Below are 2761 nucleotides of genomic sequence, written 5' to 3'. Positions count from 1 at the left end.
GCCGGGTGGCAGCTCCTCCCAGAGGGCGAGGAGCCGTCCGCGGGCCTCGGCCCTGTCCCCCGCGTGCAGGAGCAGCGCCGCCTGCCCGATCCGCGTCGCCAGTCCCCGGTCCTTCGTGTCCTCGTGCCGTCCCCGCACCCGTGGCCTCCGCTCGCCGCCCGTACCGTCGCCGGGCGGACGGCGGTACGGGCACGCTAACGGCCGGGCGGGCCCGGGCGACTCAGGCGGGGCTCAGCCCAGGTCGGGGATACGCCAGTCGATCGCCTTGTGGCCCTGCGCGGCGAGCGCCGCGTCGATCTGCGTGAAGGGGCGGGAGCCGAAGAACTTCTTCGCCGAGAGCGGCGAGGGATGGGCGCCCTTGACGACGACGTGCCGTTCGGTGTCGATGAGGGGCAGCTTCTTCTGCGCGTAGGCGCCCCACAGGACGAAGACGGCGGGATCGCGGCGTGCCGAGACGGCGCGGATGACGGCGTCCGTGAAGCGTTCCCAGCCCTTGTTCTTGTGCGAGTTCGCCTCGCCCTCGCGGACGGTGAGCACCGCGTTGAGCAGCAGCACGCCCTGCTCGGCCCACGGCATGAGGTAGCCGTTGTCGGGGACGGGGGTGCCCAGCTCGGCGTGCATCTCCTTGTAGATGTTGCGCAGGGAGGGCGGCGTCCGCACGCCGGGCCGCACCGAGAAGCACAGGCCGTGGCCCTGGCCCGCGCCGTGGTACGGGTCCTGGCCGAGGACGAGGACCTTGACGTCCTCGAAGGGGGTCGCGTCGAGCGCGGCGAACACCTGCTCCCGCGGCGGGTAGACCGGCCCCGCCTCGCGTTCGGCGGCGACGAAGGCCATCAGCTCGGCGAAGTAGGGCTGCTCCAGCTCCTCGCCGAGTACGCCGCTCCAGGACGCGGGCAGCGGGGCGGCAGGGGTCACGGTCACGTCAACAACCTCCGGGTGTGCGCTCGGTACGTGACCGAACCTACCCGGAGGCACTGACAAGGCCCGCCGCTCCCGGGGGGCCGGGCCTCCCGGGAGCCTCCGGTGGGGCTCAGCCCACTCCCGCGTTGAGGAAGATGCCCCCGTCCAGGACGAGTGTCTGCCCCGTGATCCAGCCGGAGCGCTCCGAGGTGAGGAACTCGGCGGCGCCGCCGACGTCCTCGGGGACGCCGAGGCGGCCCAACGGGTAGGAGGCGGCGACCTCGGCCTCGCGGCCCTCGTACAGCGCCTCTGCGAACTTCGTCTTGACGACGGCCGGGGCGAGCGCGTTGACGCGGACGACGGGCGCGAACTCGTGCGCGAGCTGGAGGGTGAGGTTGACCATGGCGGCCTTGCTCATCCCGTACGCGCCGATGAAGGGGGAGGCGGAGATCCCGGCGAGCGAGGCGATGTTGACGATGGTGCCGCCGTGCTCGCGCTGCCACGCCCGCCACGTGCGCTGCGCGAAGCCGAGCGCGGAGAGCACGTTGGTGTCGTACACCTTGCGGGCCACGTTGAGGTCGAGTTCGGCGAGCGGGCCGAAGACCGGGTTGGTGCCCGCGTTGTTGACGAGGTGGTCGACGCGGCCGAACGCCTCCATCGTCGCCTCGACGGCGGCGGCCTGGTGGGCCTCGTCGTGCGCCTTGCCCGCCACGCCGATGACGCGGTCGGGGCCGAGGCGCTCGACGGCCTCCTTGAGCGCTTCTTCGCCTCGCCCGGTGATGCACACGCGGTCGCCGCGGGCCACGAGGGCTTGCGCGATGCCGTAGCCGATGCCCCGGCTGGCCCCGGTGACGAGGGCGACCTCTCCGGAGTCCGGCCGCTGCTGCTCAGTCATCTGGTGCTGTCCTTCCGGGGGTTCAGTTGAGCGGGCCGCCGGCCACGTACAGGACCTGGCCGGAGACGAAACCGGCCGCCTCGGCGGTGAAGAAGGCGACGGCGTTGGCGATGTCCTCGGGGTACCCGACGCGCCGCACCGGGATCTGCGAGGCCGCGGCCTTCTGGAAGTCCTCGAAGCCCATGCCGACGCGCTCGGCGGTCGCGGCCGTCATGTCGGTGGCGATGAAGCCGGGCGCTACGGCGTTCGCGGTGACGCCGAACTTGCCCAGCTCGATGGCGAGGGTCTTCGTGAAGCCCTGCATCCCGGCCTTGGCGGCGGAGTAGTTGACCTGGCCCCGGTTGCCGAGCGCGGAGGAGCTGGAGAGGTTGACGATGCGGCCGAACTCCGCGTCCACCATGTGCTTCTGCACGGCGCGGGACATGAGGAAGGCGCCGCGCAGGTGGACGCCGAGGACGGTGTCCCAGTCGCTCGCGCTCATCTTGAAGAGCAGGTTGTCGCGGAGCACACCCGCGTTGTTGACGAGGATCGTCGGGGCGCCCAGCTCGGCGGCGATCCGCGTGACGGCGGCCTCGACCTGCGCCTCGTCGGAGACGTCCGCGCCCACGGCGAGTGCCCTGCCACCGGCGGCGGTGATCTTCCCGACGGTGTCCGCGCAGGCCGCCTCGTCGAGGTCGATGACGGCGACGGCGCGGCCCTCCTCGGCGAGGCGGATCGCGGTGGCCGCGCCGATTCCGCGCGCCGCCCCGGTGACGACGGCTACGCGCTGCTCGGTGGTGAACATGTGGTGTTCTCCTCGTCCCTGGGGGAAACCTCGACGCCCGGTACGCGGGGCCGCGAGGGCTCGCGCGCGGCGGGCTCCTCACACTACCGCGCGCGAATGAGCGACCGCTTAGTACCTTGGGTGGGAGTGACGCTAGAAGGCGTGGCACCGGGTGTCAACGGGCCGGACCGGCGGGCACCGTG

3 protein-coding genes are annotated in these 2761 nt (G+C 72.4%); all 3 read right to left on the bottom strand.

Annotation, left to right across the window (positions count from 1 at the left end):
• Nucleotides 1-231 precede the first annotated feature (231 nt).
• The 3 genes from ung to fabG all read right to left on the bottom strand — a co-directional run bounded on the left by ung (nucleotide 232) and on the right by fabG (nucleotide 2579).
• Nucleotides 232-915: a uracil-DNA glycosylase gene (ung, locus tag SSBG_RS26835; RefSeq protein WP_008749199.1), complete on the bottom strand. Its 684-nt coding sequence runs from the start codon at nucleotides 913-915 to the stop codon at nucleotides 232-234.
• Nucleotides 916-1030: 115 nt separating this feature from the next.
• Entirely contained in the window at nucleotides 1031-1795 is a 765-nt protein-coding gene (locus SSBG_RS26830) for an SDR family oxidoreductase (protein WP_008749198.1), read from the bottom strand.
• 22 nt (nucleotides 1796-1817) lie between these two features.
• Nucleotides 1818-2579, bottom strand: coding sequence for a 3-oxoacyl-ACP reductase FabG (gene fabG / locus SSBG_RS26825; protein WP_008749197.1), 762 nt, complete (start codon nucleotides 2577-2579; stop codon nucleotides 1818-1820).
• Nucleotides 2580-2761 lie beyond the last annotated feature (182 nt).

The organism is Streptomyces sp. SPB074 (genome assembly GCF_000154905.1).
GTDB lineage: Bacteria > Actinomycetota > Actinomycetes > Streptomycetales > Streptomycetaceae > Streptomyces.
This window is presented reverse-complemented; position numbering and strand designations above follow the sequence as displayed.

What these genes read in the sequence shown, in the direction of transcription:
- SSBG_RS26830 (WP_008749198.1), bottom strand. Translation starts at nt 1,795, where the DNA reads ATGACTGAGCAGCAGCGGCCGGACTCCGGAGAGGTCGCCCTCGTCACC.
- fabG (WP_008749197.1), bottom strand. Translation starts at nt 2,579, where the DNA reads ATGTTCACCACCGAGCAGCGCGTAGCCGTCGTCACCGGGGCGGCGCGC.